The sequence below is a fragment of the Niveispirillum sp. genome (genome assembly GCF_052437035.1).
Taxonomy (GTDB): domain Bacteria; phylum Pseudomonadota; class Alphaproteobacteria; order Azospirillales; family Azospirillaceae; genus Niveispirillum.
On record NZ_JBQVOH010000015.1, the window covers coordinates 15,955 to 39,031 of the forward strand.

23 protein-coding genes are annotated in these 23,077 nt (G+C 68.6%); 12 read left to right on the forward strand and 11 right to left on the reverse strand.

The genetic code is table 11. From position 1 onward, the window contains the following. Position 1 precedes the first annotated feature (1 nt). Positions 2-2,230 (forward strand): protein-disulfide reductase DsbD family protein, encoded by a 2,229-nt coding sequence (locus ACT6Q8_RS23740; protein WP_444571595.1) that lies wholly within the window; start codon positions 2-4, stop codon positions 2,228-2,230. A gap of 28 nt (positions 2,231-2,258) precedes the next feature. Here ACT6Q8_RS23740 and ACT6Q8_RS23745 read toward each other — a convergent pair whose 3' ends face one another. Together ACT6Q8_RS23745 and ACT6Q8_RS23750 are read right to left on the reverse strand one after the other, a co-directional pair. Then, a complete protein-coding gene (locus tag ACT6Q8_RS23745) occupies positions 2,259-3,062 on the reverse strand; it encodes a hypothetical protein (protein ID WP_444571593.1) in 804 nt (267 codons plus the stop codon). 79 nt (positions 3,063-3,141) lie between these two features. Further along, on the reverse strand, positions 3,142-3,618 hold the full coding sequence (locus tag ACT6Q8_RS23750; protein ID WP_444571592.1) for a hypothetical protein: 477 nt from the start codon (positions 3,616-3,618) through the stop codon (positions 3,142-3,144). A 128-nt stretch (positions 3,619-3,746) separates the two neighbouring features. Here ACT6Q8_RS23750 and pgi point away from each other — a divergent pair, with 128 nt between their 5' ends. After that, positions 3,747-5,354 (forward strand): glucose-6-phosphate isomerase, encoded by a 1,608-nt coding sequence (pgi, locus tag ACT6Q8_RS23755; RefSeq protein ID WP_444571591.1) that lies wholly within the window; start codon positions 3,747-3,749, stop codon positions 5,352-5,354. Between the two features lie 3 nt (positions 5,355-5,357). On the opposite strand, the gene ACT6Q8_RS23760 is transcribed toward pgi, so the two are convergent. Then, complete coding sequence (locus ACT6Q8_RS23760) at positions 5,358-5,927, reverse strand: DUF1826 domain-containing protein (RefSeq protein ID WP_444571590.1); 570 nt, start codon at positions 5,925-5,927, stop codon at positions 5,358-5,360. A gap of 96 nt (positions 5,928-6,023) precedes the next feature. On the opposite strand from ACT6Q8_RS23760, the gene zigA reads away from it, so the two are divergent. Next, complete coding sequence (gene zigA, locus ACT6Q8_RS23765) at positions 6,024-7,244, forward strand: zinc metallochaperone GTPase ZigA (protein ID WP_444571589.1); 1,221 nt, start codon at positions 6,024-6,026, stop codon at positions 7,242-7,244. Between the two features lie 50 nt (positions 7,245-7,294). Here the strand turns inward: zigA and ACT6Q8_RS23770 are convergent, their stop codons facing one another. Continuing rightward, on the reverse strand, positions 7,295-7,720 hold the full coding sequence (locus tag ACT6Q8_RS23770; RefSeq protein WP_183216438.1) for a hypothetical protein: 426 nt from the start codon (positions 7,718-7,720) through the stop codon (positions 7,295-7,297). A gap of 275 nt (positions 7,721-7,995) precedes the next feature. Between ACT6Q8_RS23770 and groES the strand changes: the two genes are divergently transcribed. Continuing rightward, the gene (gene groES, locus ACT6Q8_RS23775; protein WP_152949225.1) at positions 7,996-8,283 is read left to right on the forward strand and encodes a co-chaperone GroES; all 288 of its coding nucleotides are present in this window, start codon (positions 7,996-7,998) and stop codon (positions 8,281-8,283) included. A gap of 137 nt (positions 8,284-8,420) precedes the next feature. Then, positions 8,421-10,067, forward strand: a complete 1,647-nt coding sequence (gene groL, locus ACT6Q8_RS23780; protein ID WP_054764371.1) for a chaperonin GroEL — start codon at positions 8,421-8,423, stop codon at positions 10,065-10,067. Positions 10,068-10,166: 99 nt separating this feature from the next. Here groL and ACT6Q8_RS23785 read toward each other — a convergent pair whose 3' ends face one another. Then, positions 10,167-10,907, reverse strand: a complete 741-nt coding sequence (locus tag ACT6Q8_RS23785; RefSeq protein WP_054764372.1) for a glycosyltransferase family 2 protein — start codon at positions 10,905-10,907, stop codon at positions 10,167-10,169. Positions 10,908-10,982: 75 nt separating this feature from the next. Between ACT6Q8_RS23785 and ACT6Q8_RS23790 the strand changes: the two genes are divergently transcribed. The 3 genes from ACT6Q8_RS23790 to ACT6Q8_RS23800 all read left to right on the forward strand — a co-directional run bounded on the left by ACT6Q8_RS23790 (position 10,983) and on the right by ACT6Q8_RS23800 (position 14,087). After that, positions 10,983-12,686 carry an ArnT family glycosyltransferase gene (locus tag ACT6Q8_RS23790; RefSeq protein WP_054764373.1) on the forward strand — a complete coding sequence of 568 codons (1,704 nt, stop codon included), beginning with the start codon at positions 10,983-10,985 and terminating at the stop codon, positions 12,684-12,686. Beyond that, positions 12,683-13,597 carry a hydroxymethylglutaryl-CoA lyase gene (locus ACT6Q8_RS23795; protein ID WP_054764374.1) on the forward strand — a complete coding sequence of 305 codons (915 nt, stop codon included), beginning with the start codon at positions 12,683-12,685 and terminating at the stop codon, positions 13,595-13,597. Before ACT6Q8_RS23790 ends, ACT6Q8_RS23795 begins: the two co-directional genes overlap by 4 nt. Positions 13,598-13,664: 67 nt before the next feature. Then, on the forward strand, positions 13,665-14,087 hold the full coding sequence (locus tag ACT6Q8_RS23800) for a hypothetical protein (protein ID WP_054764375.1): 423 nt from the start codon (positions 13,665-13,667) through the stop codon (positions 14,085-14,087). A 179-nt stretch (positions 14,088-14,266) separates the two neighbouring features. Here the strand turns inward: ACT6Q8_RS23800 and ACT6Q8_RS23805 are convergent, their stop codons facing one another. The 3 genes from ACT6Q8_RS23805 to trhA form a co-directional block, all read right to left on the reverse strand. After that, the gene (locus ACT6Q8_RS23805) at positions 14,267-14,629 is read right to left on the reverse strand and encodes a hypothetical protein (RefSeq protein WP_054764376.1); all 363 of its coding nucleotides are present in this window, start codon (positions 14,627-14,629) and stop codon (positions 14,267-14,269) included. After that, the gene (gene phaR / locus ACT6Q8_RS23810; protein WP_409613000.1) at positions 14,626-15,243 is read right to left on the reverse strand and encodes a polyhydroxyalkanoate synthesis repressor PhaR; all 618 of its coding nucleotides are present in this window, start codon (positions 15,241-15,243) and stop codon (positions 14,626-14,628) included. The genes ACT6Q8_RS23805 and phaR overlap by 4 nt, the downstream gene beginning before the upstream one ends. A gap of 86 nt (positions 15,244-15,329) precedes the next feature. Continuing rightward, positions 15,330-16,043 carry a PAQR family membrane homeostasis protein TrhA gene (trhA, locus tag ACT6Q8_RS23815; RefSeq protein ID WP_054764378.1) on the reverse strand — a complete coding sequence of 238 codons (714 nt, stop codon included), beginning with the start codon at positions 16,041-16,043 and terminating at the stop codon, positions 15,330-15,332. Between the two features lie 157 nt (positions 16,044-16,200). Between trhA and ACT6Q8_RS23820 the strand changes: the two genes are divergently transcribed. Beyond that, entirely contained in the window at positions 16,201-17,376 is a 1,176-nt protein-coding gene (locus ACT6Q8_RS23820) for an acetyl-CoA C-acetyltransferase (protein WP_182713780.1), read from the forward strand. A gap of 191 nt (positions 17,377-17,567) precedes the next feature. Here the strand turns inward: ACT6Q8_RS23820 and ACT6Q8_RS23825 are convergent, their stop codons facing one another. Then, a complete protein-coding gene (locus ACT6Q8_RS23825) occupies positions 17,568-19,172 on the reverse strand; it encodes a M20/M25/M40 family metallo-hydrolase (protein ID WP_054764380.1) in 1,605 nt (534 codons plus the stop codon). Positions 19,173-19,319: 147 nt separating this feature from the next. Then, positions 19,320-20,306, reverse strand: a complete 987-nt coding sequence (gene htpX, locus ACT6Q8_RS23830) for a zinc metalloprotease HtpX (RefSeq protein ID WP_444571588.1) — start codon at positions 20,304-20,306, stop codon at positions 19,320-19,322. Positions 20,307-20,399: 93 nt separating this feature from the next. Here htpX and ACT6Q8_RS23835 point away from each other — a divergent pair, with 93 nt between their 5' ends. Both ACT6Q8_RS23835 and ACT6Q8_RS23840 read left to right on the forward strand, forming a co-directional pair. Further along, positions 20,400-20,657, forward strand: coding sequence for a DUF1674 domain-containing protein (locus tag ACT6Q8_RS23835; RefSeq protein ID WP_444571587.1), 258 nt, complete (start codon positions 20,400-20,402; stop codon positions 20,655-20,657). Between the two features lie 60 nt (positions 20,658-20,717). Beyond that, the gene (locus ACT6Q8_RS23840) at positions 20,718-21,557 is read left to right on the forward strand and encodes a hypothetical protein (RefSeq protein WP_444571585.1); all 840 of its coding nucleotides are present in this window, start codon (positions 20,718-20,720) and stop codon (positions 21,555-21,557) included. Here ACT6Q8_RS23840 and pyrF read toward each other — a convergent pair whose 3' ends face one another. Continuing rightward, positions 21,558-22,289, reverse strand: a complete 732-nt coding sequence (pyrF, locus tag ACT6Q8_RS23845) for an orotidine-5'-phosphate decarboxylase (protein WP_444571584.1) — start codon at positions 22,287-22,289, stop codon at positions 21,558-21,560. A gap of 88 nt (positions 22,290-22,377) precedes the next feature. On the opposite strand from pyrF, the gene ACT6Q8_RS23850 reads away from it, so the two are divergent. Further along, positions 22,378-23,073 (forward strand): MarC family protein, encoded by a 696-nt coding sequence (locus ACT6Q8_RS23850; protein ID WP_054766783.1) that lies wholly within the window; start codon positions 22,378-22,380, stop codon positions 23,071-23,073. Positions 23,074-23,077 lie beyond the last annotated feature (4 nt).

Genomic DNA, 23,077 nt, shown 5'->3' on the forward strand with positions numbered 1-23,077 from the left:
CATGCGCCTTCTTTTCTCCATCCTGTTCAAGGCCGGCGAGCCCCGCGACGGCTCCAGATTCGGGGTGCGCCTGCTGCTGGTCTTGAACCTGGGCCTGCTGCTGGGCCTGGCCTGTCCGGCCCTGGCCCAGGTCCGAAGCCAAGCCCCCGTCGAGACGGGCGCTCAGGGCGCGCAGAACATCCGGGCGGAACTCATTCCTCTGACGCGCTGGGCGGCGCCGGGCTCCACCGCCGTGGTGGCGGTGCGACAGCAGATCGCCGAGGGGTGGCACACCTATTGGCGCAACCCCGGCGATTCCGGGGGCCCCACCACCCTGAACTGGCGCCTTCCGCCGGGGGTCGAGGCCGGCGACATCGTCTGGCCCCTGCCGACCCGCCAGCGGCTGATGAGCCTGGTCAACTACGGCTATTCGGGCGAGGTCTATCTGCCCGTGCCGATCGAGATCCCGGCCTCGGCCCGACCCGGCACCACCCTGCCCCTGGTCGCCGACGCCCTGCTTCTGGTGTGCAGCGACCAGATGTGCGTGCCGGTGCAGATGAGCCTGAGGCTGGACCTGCCGATCCGGGAGGGGGCGCCGCCGCTGGACCCGGATCACGGCCGGGCGCTCCAGGCCGTGCTCGAGGCCGCGCCACGCCCTGCGGGGATCGAGGCGCGCGCCGCGCTCGAGAACGGCGTCCTGACCCTGTCGGCGGCGGGCGGACCGCTGGCGGAGATCATGGGCCGCGCGCCGGGCGTGACCCAGGCCTATTTCTATCCCTACGACAGCAGCGTGATCGACCATGCGGCGGCCCAGTCGGGCCAGGCCGGCCCCCGGGGGCTGAGCCTGACCCTGACTCCCGGGGCCGATCTGAAGGCTCAGGGCCTGACCCGGCCGGTGTCCGGCGTCCTGGCCACCGACGCCGGCGCCTGGGAGATCACGGCCCAGCCCGGTCCCCCCCTGCCCGGAACGGCCGGCGGCGCGGCCCTCAGCGGCGAGGCCGCCCCCCCCGCCGAAGGGGCCGGCGCGGGCTTGATCCTGCAGTCGATCCTGTTCGCCTTCGTCGGCGGACTGATCCTGAACCTGATGCCCTGCGTCTTCCCCATACTGGCGATGAAGGCCGCCGCCCTGGCCGTCTCGGCCCATCAGGCCGGCGAGGCGCGGCGCGACGGCCTGCTGTTCCTGGCCGGGGTCCTGTCCAGCTTCCTGGTCCTGGCGGGCGTCCTGCTGATCCTGCGCGCGGGCGGCGAGGCCATAGGCTGGGGCTTCCAGCTTCAGTCGCCGGCGGTGATCGCGGGCCTGGCCCTGCTGATGCTGGGCGTCGGCCTGAACCTGTCGGGCGTCTTCCATGTCGGGGCAGGACTGCAGGGGGCCGGCGCCGGTCCCCTGTCGCGGCTGCCCGGCGGCGTGGGGGCCTTCTTCACCGGGGTGCTGGCCGTGGTCGTCGCCGCCCCCTGCACCGCCCCCTTCATGGCCGCCGCCCTGGGCGCAGCCCTGCTGGCGCCCTGGCCCGCGGCCCTGGCGATCTTCCTGATGCTGGGCCTGGGCCTGGCCCTGCCCTATGTGGCGATCAGCCTGTCGCCCGGCCTGTTGCGACGCTTCCCCCGGCCGGGGCCGTGGATGGAGCGGCTGAAGGCCCTGCTGGCCTTCCCCATGTACGGCGCGGCCCTGTGGCTGGTCTGGGTCTTTTCGCGCCAGACGGGGCCCGACGCCCTGGCCCTGGTCCTCGCTGCGGGCCTGACGCTGGCCTTCGGTCTGTGGCTGTCCGGTATGAACCAGGCGCGCCGGGCCCAGGGCGGGACCGCCGTGGTCAGCGCCGTCGCCGCCGCCCTGGCCCTGCTCCTCGCCGTCGGTTTCGCCGCTCTGGCCGCCACCCGGCCGCCTTCAGCGGCGGCGGCCGAGACCGGTTCCCTCACAGCCGCCCCCTGGTCGGCCGAGGCCGTCCGCGCCGCCCAGGCGGCCGGCCGGCCGGTCCTGGTGAACTTCACCGCCGACTGGTGCGTCACCTGCAAGATCAACGAGCGCGCCGCCCTGTCCTCGCCCCGCGTCGCCGAGGCCCTGAAGGCGTCGAACGCCCTCTATCTGGTCGGCGACTGGACCCGCCGCGACGACGCCATCAGCCGTGAACTGGAGCGTCACGGCCGCTCGGGCGTGCCCCTGTATCTGTTCTATCCCGCCGCCGGCGGCGAACCCCGCATCCTGCCGCAGTTGTTGACCGAGGGTGTGGTGGTCGAAGCGCTGACGGGACGGTGAAGACGCGGCGAGCGTCGGATGCGGCGGCTCAGTGGCGGATGACCAGCGTCCTCCGGATCTCGACCGCCTCCAGGCGGTCGATGCCCTTCAGCACCACGATCCACGACTGGCCGTCCGGAGGCGTGCTGTCGAAATGGACCTCGGCCTCGGGCCAGCGGTCGTCGACGACCGGCTGCATCTTTCGAACCCGCACCCGGCCCTCGGTCGGCTCTTCCTGATAGACGGTGTTCTTCAGCCGAACGCCCAGCAGCCGATCCAGCGGCAGGTCGGCCAGGGCGCGTCGCGGATCAGCGCAATCTTCCGGCTTGTCCGAACGACACGACAGGGCGAACCCCAGTTCGTCGGGGCCGGCGGCCCGCGCCATCGCCCGCGTCAGCCGGTCGAGCATTCGCAGGGTCGGTTCAAGCTCGCGCTCCGGGGCGCCGATCCAGCCGCCCTCTGACAGACACCCCGCATCAGAGGCGAGGTTCGGATAGGTCGGGGCGTAGAAGACGACGGTCTGAAAAGGCGTCAGCGCCAGCGGCGTGTCGTCGGCCGCCTCCTCGCCCACGCGCGGCGCCCCGGCCGAGGCGACGTGGGAGGTGCGGCGGCACAGGCCGTCCGAATGGACGCTCGGGCGCTCGTCGAAGCGAATGAAATAGCTCTGACCCGGAAGCCACTGTCGCCGGACGAGGCCGCCCTCGATCCGCGCCGCCGTCTCCGGCGGCAGTATCCGCTGCGCCAGGGCGACCGGCTCGGCCCCGCGCACTGCGCCGAGCGGAACGGTCGCGGATTCGACCATTGACGCGGCCATTGATGCGGCAACGGCGATCAGGGGCGCAAGACCAGCCATGGGGACTCCGGAAACGGTTTCCCCCAGCCTGCACCCGCACCGTCACCCCCGCAACCCGCAGAGGTCGGGGTTTCGCTCGCTAGACTTCAGGCTGAGGCGGGGCGGTGATCACTTCGACATTGTCGTTCAGCAGATAGGACAGGTCCGACAGGGCTTCGGCGCGGGCGGCGGGGGTGGCGGCGGCCTGAACCGCCTCAACCTTTTTCGGCATGTCCTCGGAAATGCCGCGCAGGATGCATTTCAGGTCCCCGTCCGTGCCGCGTTCCTTCAGGATCAGATGGCCCTGCATGTCCAGGGCCGCCAGCTGTTCGGCCTGGGCCTTGAAGCCGGCGAAGGCCTGGCTGGTGAAGAAGCCGGCCTCGTCCGCAGCCTTTGACGCCGCCCAGCCGTCGACCATCGCCTTCAGCCTCCCGGACCGGGCCACGATGTCGGCGAACAGGGGCTCGGCCGCCACGGACACGGGGGCGCCGGCGGCCGCAGCGGGCTGATCGGCCGCCAGGGCCACGGCGGGATTGGACAGGGTCAGGGCGATCGTGAGAGCAAGGCCGCAGGACATGGGTGACTTCCTGTTTCAGCGTCGGCTAGGACGTTGAACCGGCATACGCTCGACCCGTAAACGAGTGTTTACCTTCCTTGTCTTCCCAAGACTTCCGCTCCCCAGACTTCGCCTCCCGAGGACGACCGATGACCCGCAAAGACGCCTGGACCGCCTTCGACGCCGCCGCCGAAACGGCGGGCAAGACCCGTATCGTGGACCAGTTCGCCGCCGATCCCGGTCGTCTGGCGCGAATGTCGGTCGAGGCGGCGGGTCTCTATCTGGATCTGTCGAAACAGAGCTGGACCCGGGACGCCTTCGAGGCCTGTCTGGACCTGGCCCACGCCTGCGACGTCGAGGGCCGTCGCGCCGCCCTGTTCGCTGGCGAGGCCGTCAACCTGACCGAGGGGCGGGCCGTGCTGCATCCGGCCCTGCGGGCCCCGGCCGGCGCCGACTTCAAGGCCCTGGGCGAGCCGGTCTCGGCCGAGGTGGACGCCGTGCGGGCCGATATGAAGGCTTACGCCGAAGCTGTCCGCTTTGGCGCCGAGGCGGGGGCGACGGGCAAACGGTTCAAAGCCATCGTCCATGTCGGCATCGGCGGCTCGGACCTGGGGCCGCGCCTGGTCTGGGACGCCCTGCGGCCGCTGGAGCCGTCCATCGACCTGCGTTTCGTCGCCAATATCGACCCGCGCGACATGGCCGAGGCCCTGACCGGCCTCGATCCCGAAACCACCCTGGTCGTGGTGGTGTCCAAGACCTTCACGACCCAAGAGACCCTGGCCAACGCCGAGGCCGCCAAGGCCTGGCTGACCGCGTCCCTGCCCGCCGAGGGCATGACCAAACATTTCATCGGGGTGACGGCGGCGCCGGACAAGGCGGCGGCCTTCGGCTGCGGCCGCACCTTCGCGTTCCGGGACTGGGTCGGCGGGCGCTATTCGCTGTGGTCGGCGGTCAGCCTGTCGTGCGCCATCGCCCTGGGCTGGGAGGTGTTCGAGGCCATGCTGGCCGGGGCTGCGGCCATGGACGATCACTTCGTCTCGGCCCCGCTGGAGCAGAACGCCCCGATCCTTCTGGCCCTGGCCCAGGTGTTCAACGTCGACGGCCTGAACCGGCCCGCCCGCACCGTGGCCCCCTACGCCCACGCCCTGCGCCGCCTGCCCGCCTTCCTGCAACAGCTGGAGATGGAGTCGAACGGCAAGCGGGTGCATCGCGACGGCGCGCCCGTGACGCGCCAGACCTGCCCCGTCGTCTTCGGCGAGCCCGGCACCAACGGCCAGCACGCCTTCTTCCAACAGATCCACCAGGGCCCCAAGATCGTCCCGGCCGAGTTCGTCATCGTGGCCAAGACCCACGGAGACGCGCCGGAATCCCCCCTCTGGTCAAACGCCCTGGCCCAGGGTCAGGCCCTGATGCTGGGCAAGACCACCGAAGCCGCCAAGGCGGAAGGCCTGGCCCAGGGCCTGTCGGAGGAAGAGGCGACGCGTCTCGCGACCCACCGCACCTTCACCGGAAACCGCCCCTCGACCGCCATACTGATGGACCGTCTGACGCCCCAGACCCTGGGCGCCCTTCTGGCCCTCTATGAGCACAAGACCTTCGTCGAGGGCGTGATCTGGGACATCAACAGCTTCGACCAATGGGGCGTGGAGCTGGGCAAGGTCCTGGCCAAGGCGATCCTGAAGGATGTCCACGCCGGCGGCCCCTCCGCCGATCTGGACCCTTCGACGGCCGGCCTGATGACGCGGTTGATGGGCTGACGCTCAGGCCGGCGCGGCGTCGATCGTCAGGACGCGCCGGGGGGTGCGTCTCCCGGCCGGCGGCGAGCGGTGCAGGACCACCGGCAAGTCCGGCCAGGCCTCCCAGCCCGGCGCCGTGCCCTTCATGACGGCGACGTCGCCGGGATGAAGCGTGCGGACCCGGCGGCGCGTGCCGATCTTGCGTCCGTCCAGATCCTCGCCGATCTCGCCGGCGAAGGCCCATTCGGGCCCCGGCCCCTCATAGGCGACGATCAGGCGCACCGGAACGGCGTCCTGGTGGAACCGCGGGCAGGCGCGCCGGGTCACGGTCTCCCACCGCGCGCGCCAGGCGTCGTATCCGCTGATCGCCGCCACAATCTCCGCCAATCCCTCAATATCCTGCAGCAACCATTCGGGCGCCGGGCCGGACGTGGCGATCCAGCGCCCGTCACAGTCGGCGGTGAAGTCCGCCGGGGGTAAGGCGTCCGGCGGCATGGGACTGGGCCGCGACCAGATCGCCATCCGCACCTGCGGCTCGAACAGGGTGGTGAAGACCGTGGGCGCCTGCCCCTGGACGACTGCGCCGACCGCCATGGAAAACCTTGCTGACTGTGCATGTTATAATATAACGTAACTCTCACAGTCGCCGGGCTGTGGTCAAGCTCGGCGCAGCAGCCGTGGAGCGCCGTCATGTCCGAGTTCAAGACCCTGCCCGTCACCGTCCTGTCCGGCTTCCTCGGAGCCGGCAAGACGACCCTGCTGAACCACGTCCTGGCGAACCGCGACGGGCTGCGGGTCGCGGTCATCGTCAACGACATGAGCGAGGTGAACATCGACGCCGCCCTGGTGCGCGACGGCGGCGGGGCGGACCTGTCGCGGACCGAGGAACGGCTGGTTGAGATGTCCAACGGCTGTATCTGCTGCACCCTGCGCGAGGACCTGCTGATCGAGGTCGGCAAGCTGGCGCGCGAGGGTCGGTTCGACTGCCTGCTGATCGAATCCACCGGGATATCCGAACCCATGCCGGTCGCCGCCACCTTCGACTTTCGCGACGAGGACGGTTTCAGCCTGTCGGACCTGGCCCGGATCGACACCATGGTGACGGTGGTGGACGCCTTCAACTTCCACCGCGACTATCCCTCGACCGACCGGCTGAAGACTCGCGGCGAACATCTGGGCGAGGACGACGAACGCACGATCGCCAATCTGCTGATCGACCAGATCGAGTTCGCCGACGTCATCGTGCTGAACAAGTGCGATCTGCTCGATGCGACCCAACTCGGGACGCTGAAGGCGATGATGGCCCAGTTCAATCCGCGTGCCCGGATCATCCAGGCAGTGCGCGGCGCCGTGCCCCTGGATCAGGTCGTCGGCACGGGCCTGTTCGACATGGAAAGGGCGGAACAGGCGGCCGGCTGGTCCCAGGCCCTGCGCGGCGAGGTGACGCCCGAGACCGAGGAATACGGCGTCTCAACCTTCGTCTACAGGGCGCGCAGACCCTTTCATCCCCGGCGCTTCTATGACCTGCTGAACCGTGAATGGCCCGGCGTCTGGCGCTCCAAGGGCTTCTTCTGGCTGGCCAGCCGGATGGACTATGTCGGTTCCTGGAGCCAGGCCGGGGCGGTGACCGAACATGAATGGGGCGGACTGTGGTGGGCCTCGGCGCCGCGCGAGCGCTGGCCCGACGACAACGCCGAATGGCTGAAGGCGATCGAGGCCGTCTGGCGACAACCCTATGGCGACCGTCGTCAGGAGATCGTCCTGATCGGCAAGGACATGAACCGCGATCTGCTGACCTCCCTGTTCGACGCCGCCCTTTTGAGCCGGTTCGAGATGGAACGCGGACCCAAGGGCTGGGCCAGGCTGGAGGATCCCTTCCCGCATTGGGACCCGCGTCGGGACGCGGCATGACAAAAGGGGCGTCTTGATAAGGCGCCCCTTCTGAATTTCACGTCCGCAGTCTACCAGCGGCGATCGTAGCGATAGTCGCGGCGCTCGTCGCGCCGGTCATAGCGCTGGTCGCGGCGCCAGTCGCGATAATCACGGCGCTGCTCCCAGCGCGGATCGCGGCTGTTGATGCCGTGTTCGCGCTCCCAGTGACCCTGGTTCCGGTAGCAGCGGCCGCCGCGGTAATAGCCGCAGTCCGATCCGCGATTGGACGAGGCTGCCGCGCCCAAGGCCGCGCCGGCCAAGGCGCCGCCCGCAATATAGGTTCCGTCGCCATTGCCGTAGACGGCGCCCGCCAGTCCGCCGACGGCGGCGCCGATCAGGGCGTTGCGGGCGGTGTCGTCGCGGTCACGCGACTGGGCCGAAGCCGGGGCGGCGGTCAAGGCCAGGGCGGCGGCGGGGGCGACGACGGCGGCGGTGATTTTCAACAGCTTGGACATGGTCCGTCTCCTCTGAATCGCCTCGCGTCTTCCGGGGATCGCGAGCGTTGAGGTGGTTTTAGCGCGCGCCGTTTGAACGGGTTCGGAGGCCGTGGTTCATCGCGCGTTCATCCGTCGCGGAAGTTTCACACGCGGCGGCGCTTGACGCCCCGCCGCCCTCTGACTAACTCCCGCTCGCGTTAGCACTCTCCGTGGTCGGCTGCTAAAACGGCGGTCGCGGAGAGGCTGACCCATTGTTCAAATCGCCCCATTCGGGGGATCAAGGGAGACAACCGATGGCGTTTCGTCCGCTCGGCGACCGCGTGCTGGTCAAGCGCGTTGAAGAAGAATCCAAGACCAAGGGCGGGATCATCATCCCCGACACCGCCAAGGAAAAGCCCCAGGAAGGCGAAGTCGTCGCCGTCGGCCCCGGCGCCCGCGACGACTCGGGCAAGGTCAACGCCCTGGAGCTGAAGACCGGCGACCGCATCCTGTTCGGCAAGTGGTCGGGCACGGAAGTGAAGATCGACGGCGAAGACCTGATCATCATGAAAGAGTCGGACGTGCTTGGAGTGCTGAGCTAAGGCTCAGCCCTCAGTGGCGAGTGATCAGTGGCGAGTGGCGAGCAGGTTTCCGGACGAAACCGCCGCCGTCGCCCCAATCTCAGATCCTCGCCACTCGCCACTAACCACTCGCCACTCACACAAAAGGAGCTGCCCGCATGGCCGCTAAAATCGTACAGTTCAACACCGACGCGCGCGACAAGATGCTGCGCGGCGTCAACGTCCTCGCCAACGCCGTCAAGGTGACCCTGGGTCCGAAGGGTCGCAACGTCGTGATCCAGAAGTCCTTCGGCGCCCCGCGCTCGACCAAGGACGGCGTCTCGGTCGCCAAGGAAATCGAGCTGGAAGACGCCTTCGAGAACATGGGCGCCCAGATGATCCGCGAAGTCGCTTCGAAGACGAACGACAAGGCGGGCGACGGCACCACCACCGCGACCGTTCTGGCTCAAGCCATCGTGCAAGAGGGCCTCAAGGCCGTCGCCGCCGGCATGAACCCGATGGATCTGAAGCGCGGCATCGACAAGGCCGTCGGCCTGGTCCTGGAAGAGGTCAAGACCAACTCCAAGCCCGTTTCCAACAACTCGGAAATCGCCCAGGTCGGCACCATTTCGGCCAACGGCGACTCCGAAATCGGCGAGCTGATCGCCCAGGCCATGGCCAAGGTCGGCAATGAGGGCGTGATCACCGTCGAGGAAGCCAAGACCGCCGACACCACCGTCGACGTCGTCGAAGGCATGCAGTTCGACCGCGGCTATCTGAGCCCCTACTTCATCACCAACGCCGACAAGATGGAGGCCGTTCTCGAAGAGCCGCTGATCCTGCTGTTCGAGAAGAAGCTGACCTCGCTGCAGGCCATGCTGCCGATCCTGGAAGCCGTGGTGCAGTCGGGCCGTCCGCTGCTGATCATCGCCGAGGACATCGAAGGCGAAGCCCTGGCCACCCTGGTGGTCAACAAGCTGCGCGGCGGCCTGCGCGTCGCCGCCGTCAAGGCGCCGGGCTTCGGCGACCGCCGCAAGGCCATGCTGGAAGACATCGCCATCCTGACGGGCGGCCAGGTCATCTCGGAAGACCTGGGCATCAAGCTGGAGAGCGTCACGCTCGACATGCTCGGCAAGGCCAAGAAGGTCTCGATCACCAAGGACGACACCACCATCGTCGAAGGCGTGGGTGAGAAGGCCGACATCGAAGCCCGCGTGGCCCAGATCAAGCGCCAGATCGAAGACACCACCTCCGACTACGACAAGGAAAAGCTGCAGGAACGTCTGGCCAAGCTGGCCGGCGGCGTCGCGGTTCTCCGCGTCGGCGGCTCGACCGAAGTCGAAGTGAAGGAAAAGAAGGACCGCGTCGACGACGCCCTGAACGCCACCCGCGCTGCGGCTGACGAAGGCATCGTTCCCGGCGGCGGCATCGCCCTGTTGAAGGCCTCCAAGATCCTGGCCGACGTCAAGGGCGACAACGCCGACCAGAACGCCGGCATCGCCATCATCCGTCGCGCCCTGCAGGCCCCGATCCGTCAGATCGCCGAAAACGCCGGCGTCGAAGGCTCGATCGTGGTCGGCAAGGTGCTGGAGAACAACGACGCCTCCTTCGGCTTCAACGCCCAGACGGAAGAGTACGGCGACCTGGTCAAGATGGGCGTCATCGACCCCGCCAAGGTCGTCCGCACGGCCCTGCAAGACGCCGCTTCGGTGGCCGGCATCCTGATCACCACGGAAGCCGCCGTCGCCGACGCCCCCAAGAAGTCGGGCGGCGCCGCCGCTCCTGACATGGGCGGCATGGGCGGCATGGGTGGCATGGACTTCTAAGTCCAAGCCTTCCGACGCTGAAATGCAGAAGGGCGGGACCGCGAGGTCCCGCCCTTTTCTATTGTCGCGCCCGTTCTGTGAGCGTCTGGATTATCGCGCTCAAAATTCGGAGATCGCCCCCGGCCGGCGCGACCGGCTCTTCAGCCACATGACGCCCAAGAGATCGGCGAAGGCGACCTTCAGCCGGCCCCAGTTGGTGTATTTCGACCGGCCGGTTTCGCGGTGGCGGTGATCGACGTCCAGATACTGGTTTCGGTAACCCTCGCGGATCATCAGGGCCGGCAGATAGCGGTGGATGTGATCGAAATAGGGAAGCCGCAGGAAGACGTCGCGGCGAAAGGCCTTCAGCCCGCAGCCGGTGTCGTCGGCGTCGTCGCCCAGCAGTCGACGACGGATGCGGTTCGCCCAGACCGAGGCTTGGCGTTTGGCGGCGCTGTCCTGGCGCTTGGCCCGTCGCCCGCCGATCAGACCGACGTCTGCGGGGGCCGCAAGCAGGGCGTCCACCAGCCGGGGCGCATCGGCCGGCGGGTTCTGACCGTCGCCGTCCATCGTCACCACCACCGATCCCCGCGCCGCCAGCACCCCGGTGCGCACCGCCCGGCTCTGGCCCGCATTGGTTCCGTGGGCCAGAACCCGCAAGGTCGGCAGTTCGGCCATGGCCGCCTTCAGCTCGGCCAAGGTCGCGTCCCTGGAGGCGTCGTCGACGAAGATCATTTCATAGGACCGGCCGGCGAAGGCGGCCGCGATTTCACGCGCCAGGGGCACGGCGGCGCCGGCCTCGTCGTGAACGGGAACCACGACGGAGATCTGGGGCGCGTCAGGAGCGATTTGGGCGGTCATGCCGCTCCATAGACGAGATCGACGGCTTAGGGGAGACGGCTGACGCCGGCCCGGTCCCCGTGTAAGGAGTCTCTCATGAAGAGCTTCGATCTGGATCGCCGCATCGCCGGCTGGAGAGGCCCCCTGCTGGCGGCCCTGTTGACGCTGGTCGCCGGCCTGCCGGGCCTGCTGCTCCTGCCGCCGCTGGATCGGGACGAAAGCCGCTTCGCCCAGGCCACCGTCCAGATGCTGGAGAGCGGCGACTATGTGGACATCCGCTTCCAGGACGAGCCGCGCTGGAAGAAGCCGGTCGGCATCTATTGGCTGCAGGCCGCCGCCGTCGCCCTGACCTCGGACCCCGAGGATCGCGAGATCGCCCCCTATCGGATCCCCTCTCTCCTGGGGGCCATGCTGGCCGCCTGGGCTGTCGCCTGGGCGGGTTCGGCCCTGCTGGGCGCGCGCGTCGGCTTCTTCGGCGGCGCGATCATGGGGGCGACCTTCCTTCTGTCCACCGAGGCCGGGATCGCCAAGACGGACGCCATGCTGTGCGGCGCCACCACCCTGGCCATGGCCGCCCTGGCGCGAATCTATATGGCGACCCGAGCCGGGGAACGACCGATCCGGCCCCACAAGCTTCTGTTCTGGCTGGGCCTGGGGCTGTCGATCCTGATCAAGGGGCCGATCGGCCTTCTGGTCGTGGCCCTGGCGATCCTGGCCCTGTCGATCTGGGACCGCGACGTCCGCTGGCTGGGCCGGCTGGGCTGGGGCTGGGGCCTGCCGCTGGTGGCCCTGATGGTCGGCCCCTGGGCGATCGCCATCACCATCGCCACCGACGGGGGCTTCTGGCGCGAAGCCATCGGCGGCGACCTGGCGCCCAAGATCGCCGGGGCCCATGAAAGCCATTCCGGCTTCCCGGGAATGTATGTGCTTCTCGCGCCCCTGCTGTTCTTCCCCTCGACCCTGCTGCTGCCGGCCGCGGTCGCGACCGGCTGGTCCCGTCGGGCCGAGCCGGCCATTCGCTTCCTGGTCTGCTGGCTGGTTCCCGGCTGGCTGATGTTCGAACTGGCCCCGACCAAGCTGTGGCACTACACCCTGCCGACCTTCGGCGCCCTGGCCCTGTTGGCCGCCGCCGCCCTGGCCCGGCCGATCGGCAAGGTCTCGCGGATCACCGGCGCGGTCCTGGCGGTGTTCGCCGCCGTCCTGATCTGCGGCATCACCGTCTATGGCTTGACCGTCTACGGCACCTCGACGGCCCAGACCTGGGCGGCCCTGACGGTCGGTTCGGCCCTGGCGGCCGCAGCCGTCGGCGGTTTTCTGCTGCTGAACCGGGCGCCGGCGGCGGCGCTCGTCGCCTCCCTGGCCTTTGGGATCGTGGCCCACGCCGCCCTGTCGGGCACGATCCGGCAGCTGCGTCCCCTGGCCATCGCACCTCGGCTGGAAAAGACCCTGGAGGCGGCCGACCTGCATCCCCGCCAGGGCCGCACGCCCGGACCGGTCGCCATCACCGGCTTCCATGAGCCCAGCTTCGTCTTCCTGACCGGTCGGGACACGGATCTGACGGACGCCCAAGGCGCCGCCCGCGCCCTGGCCGAAGGGCGGCCGGCCATCGTCGAAGGGCGAGACGCCGACGCCTTCCGCGCCGCCGCCGGGCGGCTGGGTGTGGCGGGCCGGGCGGTCGGCGTGGTGCGGGGCTACAACTATTCCGCCGGAGACGAGGTGAGCCTGACCGTCTATGCGCCTCCGCCCCGCACGGCGGAGCCTGCGACGCAAGCCGCCCCCGCGACGGCGGCGACGCGATGAGCCGCCTCATCCAGATCGTCGAGGTCGGGCCCCGTGACGGGCTTCAAAACGAAAAGGCCGTGCTGGACCCCGCCGTCCGCGCCGAGCTGGTGCGGCGGCTGGAGGCGGCCGGAGCCCGGCGGATCGAGGCCGTCTCCTTCGTCCATCCTAAATATGTGCCGCAGATGGCCGGGGCGGAAACGGTGATGGCGGCCCTGCCTCACGAAGCCGGACGCAGCCGCATCGGTCTGGTGCTGAACGGCCGAGGCTATGATCGCGCCCTGACCACGGCCGTGGACGAGGTCAATGTCTCGCTTTCCGCCACCGACGGCTTCGGCCTGAAGAACCAGGGCCTGGCCGTCAAGGACCAGCTGGCTATGCTGGGCGAGATCGTCGCCCGCCGTCACAACAGCCAGACGTCCGACGTTGTCCCCTCTCTGTCGGCGACCCTGTCATGCGTCTGGGGCTGTCCGTTTGACGGAGAAGTCTCGGTTCAGCAGGTCGGCGACCTTGTGGGGGCGATCGGCGCCTTGGGCGTCGGTGAAATCGCCCTGGCCGACACCATCGGCGCCGGAGATCCCTGGGCGGTGACGCGCAAGGTCGAGGCCGCCCGCCGGGCGGCGCCGGAGGCGCGCCTGCGCCTGCATTTCCACGACACGCGCAACACCGGCCTGGCCAACGCCTATGCCGGCGTGGAGGCGGGGGTGGACGTGTTGGACGCCTCGGTCGGCGGCATCGGCGGCTGTCCCTTCGCGCCCGGCGCCACCGGAAACATCGCCACCGAAGATCTGGTCTATATGCTGGAGCGCGCGGGTTTTCAGACCGGCTATGATCTGGACGCCCTGATCGAAACGGCGCGCTGGATCGGTGCGGTGCTCGGCCGCCCCGCCCCGTCCGCCCTTAGCCGGGCAGGCGGCTTTCCCCGCAGGTGACGAACGGACGCAATAGGGTTAATCAGACTTAAGAAGCGCAGCCGTTGCGCCGGGGAGAGGAGCCGCCATGCTGATCGCCATACCCCTGCTGCTGATCCCGGTGGTCCTCTACAATATCGTCGTGCTGTTCGGCGCAGACGGAAACGGCGGCATGAGCCAGGCCGACGCCCTGCTGCGTGATCCGCTGTTCTCCATTCCCATGGCGTCAGGGGCCCAGTGGAATGTGGGCTCGGGCGACCTGATCCTGTTCGTCGGCCTGATCCTGCTGTTCTTCGAACTGGTGAAATCGACGTCGAGCCAGAGGGTGGCCATCGTCAATCACGCCCTGTCGATGGTCCTGTTCATCATCGTCCTGGTCGAATTCCTGCTGATCCGCGGCTTCGCCACCTCGACCTTCTTTCTGATCGTGGTGATGATCCTGCTGGACGTGCTGGCCGGCTTCATCGTGACCATCATCGCGTCGCGCAAGGATTTCGACCTAGCCAACTGACGGCCGGTGCGCGGGGCGGCGAAAAGACGATTTAGGAAAAGGCGGTGAAGATCAGCGCCACGACGGCGACGTCGAAGACCTTGGCGGCGAGGCTGAGGGCGGCGGGCATGGCGTGTCCTGGCGGAGGCGTTTCGATACGCCTTCAGCAAGTTCCGTGCCGCCCGACGCCTAACGCCCGATCAGACGTCGGTCTTGGACGCGCGCCCGACCGGCGGCCGTCGCTCGGCCTCGCCCGAATACTCAGCCCCCAAATAGGCGGCGCGCGCGGCGTTCAGAACCGGAGGACCGCCCTTCAGGCCGCGCCTTTGCCCCTTCTGGCCCATCTGCTGGGCCACAAAGGCCGCCGCGCCGGGTTCGCCGGCCGTATGGACGGCAGGTCTTGCCGAGGACCCCGTTGCAGCCTCGGCCTCAGCCTCGGTCAGCGGCGCCGGGACCAGGGCCTTGGCCGCCGCCTGCTGAGCGCGCCGTTCGCGCTCGCGCCTTTCACCTTCGCGGCGATCCACGCGCTCAGGTCCGCTGACCGCCTGGATCCGATCGGTCATTTCGGCTTGGACTCGGCGAGACGGTCGATCTGGGCGCGCATTTCGTCCATCTGGCGGCGCATCTCCTCCAGGGCGTCGCTGTCTGCGGCCGCCTTGGTTTCCGCCGCCGGCGGGGCGGCCGGCTCGCTTCGGCCATAGCCGAAGCCGGGGAACATCTGCATCGCCCGTTCGAACACGGCCATATTGGTCTTGGCCGCCTCCTCGATCAGGGTCGCGCCGGCGCCGGCGCCGAAGGCCCGGCTCATCTGACTGGCGAACTGCTCCTGCTGACGGCTGAAGTTGGTCAGGGACATTTCCAGATAGGAGGGCAGAACGCCCTGCATCGAGCCGCCGTAGAAGCCGATCAGCTGACGCAGGAACTGGACCGGCAGCAGGGCCTCGCCCCGGCTTTCCTCTTCGAAGATGATCTGCGTCAGGATCTGGCGCGTCAGGTCGTCGTTGGTCTTGGCGTCATAGACGACGAACTCGGTCCCCTCGCGCACCATGGCGGCAAGGTCGTCCAAGGTCACATAGGTGCTGCTGCGCGTGTTGTAGAGACGCCGGTTCGCATACTTCTTGATGACGACCTGATCGCCTTCGCCGGTCTTTCCGCCCTTGATGTTTTCGTCAGCCACGCTTGTTCTCGCGATTTTGCAACGCGCCACTATCGTCCGTTGCGGCGCGAAGCGCTAGAGGCTGATCCCAAGCGCGCCGTAAGGCCTCAGTGGCTCATCGCCGGAGCCAGGACGACCCCGACCAGGACGGCCGTCCAATGCACCGTCGCCCCGGTGACGACGAAACCGTGCCAGATGGCGCGGCGGAACGGCACCTTCGGGCTGATGAAGACCAGCACCCCGGCCGTATAGATCAGCCCGCCCAGAACCAGCAGGGCCAGGGCGACGGGGTGGACCGTCTCCACCATTGGCTTCAGAGCTGCGACGGCCAGCCAGCCGAAAACGACATAGACCGCGCTCCAGAACCGGTCGGATATGCGCGGCGCGAACAGCTTCACCCCGGCGCCCACGAAGGCCAGGGTCCAGATCAGGGCGGTGAAGCCGATCGACCAGAGACCTTCGAACCTCTGGGTGGTGAAGGGGGTGTAGCTGCCGGCGATCATCAGGAAGATGGCCGCCTCATCCAGGCGGCGAAGCACCGGACGGGCCGCGCACGGGTTGGTCCAGTTATACAGGGTCGAGGCGGTCAGCATGCCGATCAGGCACAGGGCGTAGATGGCCGTGGCCAGAACGCCTCCGACCCCCGTATAGACCCCTGCCAAGCCCGCCAGAACGACGCCGCCGACGGCCGCCAGCATCAGACCCACCGCATGGACCCAGAGGTCCGCCAGCCTTTCGGCCCGGGTCTGATAGTGCTCGATCATGTCCAGCTCGTCCGGCGTGCAGACATGGGTGACAAGGCGTTTCAGCGTTCCCAGCATGGCCAATCAAATCCAAGATCGCCCCTATCGTTCCGACAGAATGCGCCGTCAGGATGACGAAGGACTGAATCCGGCGCGGTGTTTCGTCCGCTAGGTGACGAAGCCGCCCATATGCGGCAAAAGAGCCACTCGATAATTCCGCAGAGAGTGAAATCCCATGACCGAGGTCGTCATCGTCTCCGCCGCCCGCACCCCCGTCGGGTCGTTCCTCGGCGCCCTGTCGTCCTTGCCCGCCTCCAAGCTGGGCGAGATCGCCATCAAGGCGGCGCTGGAGCGGGCCGGGGTCGCGGGTGATGAGGTGGACGAGGTGATCCTGGGCCATGTGCTTCAGGCTGCGGCCGGCCAGGGCCCGGCGCGTCAGGCGGCGGTCGGCGCCGGCGTGCGCCAGTCCGCCCCGGCCTGGAGCCTGAACCAGATCTGCGGTTCCGGCCTGCGGGCCGTCGCCGTCGCCGCCCAACAGATCGCCCTGGGCGACGCCGGGATCGTGGTCGCCGGCGGACAGGAGAGCATGAGCCAGGCGCCCCACGCCCAGCAGCTGCGCACGGGCCACAAGATGGGCGACGTCGCCCTGATCGACACCATGATCAAGGACGGGCTGTGGGACGCCTTCAACGGCTATCACATGGGCCAGACCGCCGAGAACATCGCCGACAAATGGGGCATCACCCGCGAGGCCCAGGACGAGTTCGCCCTGGCCAGCCAGCACAAGGCCGAGGCGGCGCAGAAGGCCGGCAGATTCGCCGAGGAGATCGCCCCGGTGGTCATCCCCGGCAAAAAGGGCGACGTGGTCGTGGACCAGGACGAATACATCCGCCACGGCGCCACCCTGGAGCTGATGCAGAAGCTGCGTCCGGCCTTCGCCAAGGAGGGCAGCGTCACCGCCGCCAACGCCTCGGGCCTGAACGACGGCGCCGCCGCCCTGGTGCTGATGAGCGCCGAAGAGGCGAAGGCGCGCGGGCTTGAGCCCCTGGCCCGCATCGCCGCCTCCGCCACCGCCGGGGTCGATCCGTCGATCATGGGCACGGGGCCGATCCCCGCCTCGAAGAAGGCGCTGGAAAAGGCGGGTTGGACGGTCGCGGATTTGGACCTGATCGAATCCAACGAGGCCTTCGCCGCCCAGAGCCTGTGCGTGGTCAAGGAGCTGGGCCTCGACCCGGCCAAGGTCAACGTCAACGGCGGCGCCATCGCCATCGGCCACCCCATCGGCGCCTCGGGCGCGCGCATCCTGACCACGCTTCTGTTCGAGATGAAGCGGTCCGGCGCGAAGAAGGGCCTCGCCACCCTGTGCATCGGCGGGGGAATGGGCGTGGCCATGTGCGTGGAGCGGGGGTGACCTGAAACTTCCTTCTCCCTTTGGGAGAAGGTGGCCGCGAAGCGGACGGATGAGGGACAGGCGGTGCGCCAAGTCGCACCCACCGAACCCTCACCCTTCGGCTGCTTCGCGCCGCCCTTCGGATCGCACAAAGACGACGGCTCCGCCGCCGTGTGCTCAAGCCCTCTCCCGCCGGGAGAGGGAGTCCAACTTCAGTCCGCCGGATATTCGAAGGGATCGGTCGGCGTCGGCTCGGTCGGCAGGGGCATGCGCGGCAGGGGCTCGTCGCGGTTGGCCGCGTTCAGCAGGAAGCTGGCCAGGATAATCGCCGCCTGACGCATGTCCTCCGGCTTCAGGTGGTCATAGCTGTCGATACTGGTGTGGTGCAGGCGACTGGAATAGTCGAGCGGGTCCTGAATGAACTGATACCCCGGCACGCCGACCGTCTGCATATAGACGTGGTCGGTGCCGCCCGAAGGGCGCAGGGACACGGTGGTCGCCCCCATGCTGGCGAAGGGCGCAAGCCATTCCTGGAAGATCGGGACTGCGGCCACATTGCCCTCGGCGTTGATGCCCCGAATCTTGCCCGAGCCGTTGTCCAGGTTGAAATAGGCGACCAGATCCCGATAGCCTTCGCGCGGCTCGATCGGCCAGCGGCTGCGCCAGGTTCGGTTGTTCGGCAGGTTCGCCAACGCTGGATCGTTCGAGGGCGCGCGAGTGGCCAGATGCCTGTCGACATAGGCCAAAGAGCCCAGGATGCCCTGTTCCTCGCCGCTCCATAGGGCGAAACGGATGGTGCGTTTGGGCCTCACGTTCAGGGTCTTAAGGATGCGTGCGGCCTCCATGACCACTGCGCTGCCGGCGGCGTTGTCCACCGCTCCGTCCGAAGCGACCCAGCTGTCCAGATGGGCGCCCGCCATGACGTATTCGCTGGTTCCCCCGCTGCCGGGGATGTCGGCCAGGATGTTGTAGGCGTTGACGTCCTCGTCATGGAACTGGACCTCGCTCATCAGTTCCAGCGTGGGCGGCGTATCGGTCAGGGCCAGTCGGGCCAGACGACGATAGTCCTCAGCCGCCAGCTCCATGCCCGCCAGCTTGGGCGTCGCGCCGACCTGATAGGTATAGCCCGTGCCGTGCAGCAGGCCGCCGTCCCGCTGGGAAATCCTCACCCAGGCCAGGGCGCCCTGTTCGACCAGGAAGGCGTCGAGCCGCGCCGCGAAATCGGCCGTCTTCAGCTGACGCTCGATCGCAGCGGGCGAATACTGGGGTTGGACATAGGTGTTGCGCTCGGCCAGCTCGGCGCTGGTCCAGCGTTTGAAGGCCGGCTCGGTCGGTTCGGACCCCGTGCCGGGCTGGGACAGCATGACGATCTTGCCCGACAGCTTGCCCCGCCATTTGTCGAAATCCTCGACCTTGGAGATCGGCGCCACGATGACGCCGCCGCTGATCACCCCGTTGGTCGAAGGCGTCCAGGCCACCGGAATGGCCCTCAGGTCCAGCGGCCGCGGGGCCGTCATGCGGGCGCTGGAGCGGACGATGGACCAGCCCCGCCCGAACTCGAACCCCTCGGCCCGGACGTTCGACAGGCCCCAGTCGCGGAACTGCTGCTGGGTCCAGCGTTCCGCCTCTCGCATCTGCGGCGAATTGGTCATTCGCCCGCCGATCCGGTCCGTCAGATAGGCGGCCGTCTGCATCACCTGGCTGTGGTTCAGCCCCTGGTCGATGATGCCGTTGACGGTGGTCCGGTTGACGGACTGGGCCGCGACCGGCGTGGCCAGAAGAGCGGCGGCGGAAACGAAGGCGAGCAGACGCGACATAGGACCCCCTGATTGGCTTAGAGCATGATCGTTTCGGACGGAACCGCTTCGCGGTTCCGACAGAAGCGTGAATCATGCTCTCGCTTCAATCTGCTATCTGACGGAATCCTCGACTGAAGTGCAAATCCAAAAGGCCCGGCGCGACGCTCAACCCCAGGGACCGCGCGGCTCGGCCGGGGTGGCGGGCACGCCGGTGGTCAGGCGCCGGGGCGTCGCGGGGACGGCCGAGAGCGGAACCGCCGGGGCGGACGCGGGCGCCGTCTGGCGCGGCCGCATCCCCATCTTCGCGCCCAGCTCCACCAGAGCCCGAACGCGATTGCCGGTCGCCGGGTGGGTCGAGAACAGATTGTCCGCCCCGCGCCCGGCCAGGGGATTGATGATGAACAGCTGTCCGGAGGCGGGATTGCGCTCGGCCGTCGGATTGTGGATCCGCTTGGCGTAGGCCTCGATCTTTTGCAGGGCCGAGGCCAGGGCGTGAGGGTCATTGGCGATCTCCGCCCCGACGCGATCGGCCTCATATTCGCGGCTGCGCGAAATCGCCATCTGCACCAGGCCGGCCGCCATGGGCGCCAGGATCATCAGGGCCAGGGTTCCGATCAGACCACCCGGCCGCTCGCGGTCGTCGCCGCCCTGGAAGAACAGGGCGAAGTTGGCCAGGGCGGCGATGGCCCCGGCGATGGTGGCCGTCACCGTCATGATCAGGGTGTCGCGGTTCTTCACATGGGCCAGCTCGTGCGCCATCACGCCGCGCACCTCGTCGCGGGTCAGCATGTCCAGAAGACCGGTGGTGGCGCAGACGGCCGCGCGCTCCGGATTGCGGCCGGTGGCGAAGGCGTTGGGCTGGTCGCTGGGGATGATGGCGACCTGGGGCTGGGGCAGGCCGGCGTCGCGCGCCATCTGGCGCACGTCGGCGACATAGTTGCGGACCACCGCATTGGGATGCTGCTCATCGACCGGCTGGGCCCGGTACATCTTCATGACGATCTTGTCGGCGTTCCAGTAGCTGAACAGATTCATGCCGCCGGCGAAGACCAGGGCGATCGCCATGCCGGTCGCGCCGCCGATCAGATAGCCCAGCCCCCCGAAGAGCGCCGTTAGGGCGGCCAGAAGAATGAAGGTCTTCAGATGGTTCATCGTCGTTCCGTCGCCGTCGGCGGCTTTTTGTGGCGTCGCGGCTTTGATCGACTATTTGAGGCCATGAGCCACCGTCCTCAAGGGAGCCGACCTGTGACCGAACATCCCACCCCCGATCCGGCCGAAGCTGCGGCGGAGGATGGGGAAACCCCCGCCTTCAACCAGTACGTCCCCCACGCCACGCCCGAAAGACCGCTGAGCACGGTCGCCCGCCGCGCCCTGCTGGAGGCGGCCGAACGCCGCATGGCCGAGGAGGGCGCGGCGGCCGCAACCGAATACGGCGGTCCGACGGGGCCTGAACCGACCCGCTACGGCGATTGGGAGAAAAAGGGTCTGGCCGTCGATTTCTGACGGGCGCCGACGGCGCGACAATTGCCGAGACAAGACTCAAGTCAAGGAGTCTGTCCCGCAATGACACAGCCCATCATCGCCGCCGCGTCTGCGGTCCTCCTGCTTTCCGCCGCACCCGCTCTGGCGGGCGGTCCTTCAGGCGCTCACGGCGGCGGCTGTGGAGGCTGCGGCGGCGGGCATCAGGGCGGACACCCCGGCGGCGGTAATTACGGCGGCGGCCACAACAGCAACGTCAATGTGAACGTGAATGCGAATGCGGGGGCCAACGCCTCGGCCTACGCCGGGGCTTCAGCCTATTCGGCGATCAACGCCCGCGCCTATTCCCAGTCGTCCAGCTTCAGCCGTCACGGCGGAGGCGGGGGCGGGGGCGGGGGCGGGGTGGTCTATGTCGGCGGCGGCTATGCCGAGGGCGGCGCCGTCGGCGGGGGCTATGCGTCCGCCCCGGCGGTGGTCTTCGTGGGGCCTGCGCCCGTCAGCGCCCCTGTCGGCTATCCGGTCTATGGCTTCGGTCGCGACTATATCGGCTGGCGCCCCTATCGGCCTCAGCCGCCGATCGACTGCGGCTGCCGCCCGCCGTATCCCGGTCACGACCGCGAGATGCGCTACGAGGATCGGCGCGACCTGAGCCGCCGAGACGCCTATGAGGCGCACGTCTACGAAGAGCGCGCCTATGAAGAGCGGGCCTATGAGGCGGGCGGCTATTATAGGGAGGAAGGGTCCGTTCCGGCGCCGACGCCCTATGTCGAATACCCGCCGATCTACGGGGAGCCTGAACCCCTGCCGCCGCCTCCCCCTCCGCCGCCGACGGACTATTACGGCGACCTGCCGCCGCCCGGCAATGTTCCGCCGCAAGCCCCGCCCCGCCAGTACTACGCCCAGGAACCGGGCGAGCGCGGCTGATCAGATCAGGGCGATGCTTTCGGCGACGGCCAGGGCGGCGGCGCGGGGGTCGGCCGCCGCCGAGATCGGCCGGCCGATCACCAGATGGGTGGCGCCGGCCTGAAGCGCAGCCTCGGGCGTGGCGGCGCGGGCCTGATCGTCCAGGGCCGACCCCGCAGGCCGAACGCCGGGCGTCACGATCAGAAAGTCGGGCCGGCCGGCGGCCTGTGCGATCTCGCGCACCCGGGCCGCCTCCTGCGGGCTGGAGACCACCCCGTCGATCCCCGCCTCAAGCGCCTGCCGCACACGCAGCTCCACCAGTTCGGCCGGCGACAGACTGTGGTCGTCCGCCGCCAGATCCTCGGCCGTCAGGCTGGTCAGAACGGTCACGCCCAAAACCTTGAGCCCTGATCCGGCCACGCCCCGCGCCGCCGCCGCCATGACCTGGGGCCGGGCGTGGACGGTCAGGAGGTCGCAACCCGAGGCCGCCAGATTCGCCGCCGCCTTTTCGACCGTCGCGCCGATGTCGTGCAGCTTCCAGTCCAGAAACACCTTGCGGCCCTCGGCCTTCAGGTCGCGCGCCAGCTCCATGCCGCCGACGGCGAACAGCTGCAGTCCGATCTTGTAGAAGCCCGCCGCATCCTGAACCCGCCCGACCAGGGCGGCGGCCTCTGCGACCGTCGGCACGTCCAGGGCGCAGATGATCCGTTCGTCGGGACCGCGATTGGGGGCGACGGTTTGGACCTGGGTCATCGACGGACTCGCACTGAGCGGCTATGCCGGGACGCTGAAGGTGCGTCGGCGCGGCCGGCGTGTTGAATTTCAAGAGCGAGGCGAGGCGATGAACGCGGTCGATCTGGGTGTCAACCTGTTCGTGACCCTGTTCGCCCTGTTGGACCCGATCGGCAATCTGCCGATCTTCGCCGCCGCGACCGCCGGGGCCACCCTGCGTCAGCGGATCTCGGTCTCGGCCCTGATCTGCCTGTTCGCCATGCTGTTCCTCAGCTTCTTCCTGTTCACGGGCCTGGGCCTGCTGCAGTTCTTCGGCATTTCCCTGGCGGCCTTCCGCATCGCCGGGGGCATTTTGCTGCTGTTCCTGGGGCTGGACATGGCGCGCGGGGACTTTCTGGCGATGTTCGCCGACAAGGACGCCTTGAGCGACAGCAAGGATGTGCGCGGCTACGCCCGCCGGCGGTTCCAGCGTCTGGTCGTGCCCTTCGCCATCCCGCTGATGATCGGTCCGGGCGCCATCTCGGCCGTGATCATCAATGCGGGCGAGGCCGCTCAACTGGGTTACGCCGGCATGGCGGGCTCGGTCGTCGCCATCGCCGCCGCCTGCGTCGTCTCCTGCATCTGTTTCGCCCTCACCGGCTATCTGAGCCGGGTGCTGGGCGAGGTCGGCATGGCCATCATCGTCAAGGTGCTGGGCCTGATCCTGTGCGCCCTGGCCATCCAGTTCATCCTGCTGGGCCTGGGCGAAGCCATCCCCGGCATGATCTCCGGCGCCGTGACCACCCCCTACCCCGCCGCCTCCTGACGAT